Here is a 999-nt window from a genome sequence, read left to right as displayed (position 1 = left end):
GTCCTCCCACGGCGGAGTTGCGCGGCCACGGGGCCCATGAGTTGGTAGGAGTCATCTCCCACCGGATCCCACCATCAGGAGAAGACATGGGCACCGCGCACAGCGGCCCGTCGGCCGACAAGCTTTCCGTGGTCTTCGCGGTCCACGTAATCGAGGGCGGCGAGCAAGGGTTTCTGGAGGTGTACGACCGGATCCGGAAGTCCGTCGCCCGCACTCCCGGGCACATCATCGACAGGCTGGGAGAACCCGCCGACGACTCCCGTCAGTGGGTGATCACCAGTGAGTGGGAGACGCCCGAGCATTTCTTCGCCTGGCAGCAGAGCGAGGAGCACCGCTCGCTGGTGGCTCCGCTCCGCAAGTGGGTTGACTCCACCCAGTCGTTGCGGTTCAGGGTCGTCAAGGAGACCGTGCGGGTGAAGTCATGACGTGCACCAGTGGCCCCGTCGCTGTCCTCGGACTTGGCATGATGGGCATCAGCCTGGCCGGCCGCCTTCTCGACCAGGGCGTACAGGTGCGGGTCTGGAATCGCACCGCGGAGCGAACCGAGCCGCTCGCCAAGGCCGGCGCGTTCGCCGCGGCCCGTCCGATCGAGGCCGTCGAGGGCACGGCCGCTGCCATCTGCACGGTGGCCGACGGCGATGCCCTCAGCGCGGTGCTGCGAGGGCCGGACGGTGTCCTCAGCGGCGGGTCCTATCCCGGCGCCCTGATCTGCGCCAGCACCGTCTCCCCCGACGAGGTCGTCCGCCTCGCCGGGAACGAGCCTTCCGTTCTGGACGTCGGCATGCTCGGCAACCGGGACCATGCCCGCAGCGGCGACCTGCGGCTGTACGTCGGAGGTGAGGAGCGGGTCTTCACCGCCAGGCGGCCGCTGCTTGAACTGCTGGGCAAGGAGGTTGTTCACCTCGGCGAACTCGGTTCGGGCATGCGGATGAAGCTGCTCCTCAACCTGCTGATGGGTATAGAGCTGCAGGCTCTGGCGGAGGCCGTCGAGCTGGCGGC

Annotated in this window: 2 protein-coding genes; both read left to right on the top strand. The window is 68.3% G+C overall.

Going from position 1 to position 999, the window contains the following annotated elements; genetic code table 11:
- Positions 1 to 86 precede the first annotated feature (86 nt).
- Positions 87 to 425 carry an antibiotic biosynthesis monooxygenase family protein gene (locus tag FCI23_RS55910; protein ID WP_136730800.1) on the top strand — a complete coding sequence of 113 codons (339 nt, stop codon included), beginning with the start codon at positions 87 to 89 and terminating at the stop codon, positions 423 to 425.
- Positions 422 to 999, top strand: a 578-nt coding sequence (locus tag FCI23_RS55905) for an NAD(P)-dependent oxidoreductase (protein WP_136731791.1), incomplete at its 3' end; no start/stop codon positions are given. The genes FCI23_RS55910 and FCI23_RS55905, both read left to right, overlap by 4 nt.

The organism is Actinacidiphila oryziradicis (assembly GCF_005047355.1).
Lineage (GTDB): Bacteria > Actinomycetota > Actinomycetes > Streptomycetales > Streptomycetaceae > Actinacidiphila > Actinacidiphila oryziradicis.
This window is presented reverse-complemented; position numbering and strand designations above follow the sequence as displayed.

Bases quoted from the DNA above. Each gene is read 5' to 3' on its own strand.
- FCI23_RS55910 (WP_136730800.1), top strand. From the start codon at position 87: ATGGGCACCGCGCACAGCGGCCCGTCGGCCGACAAGCTTTCCGTGGTC.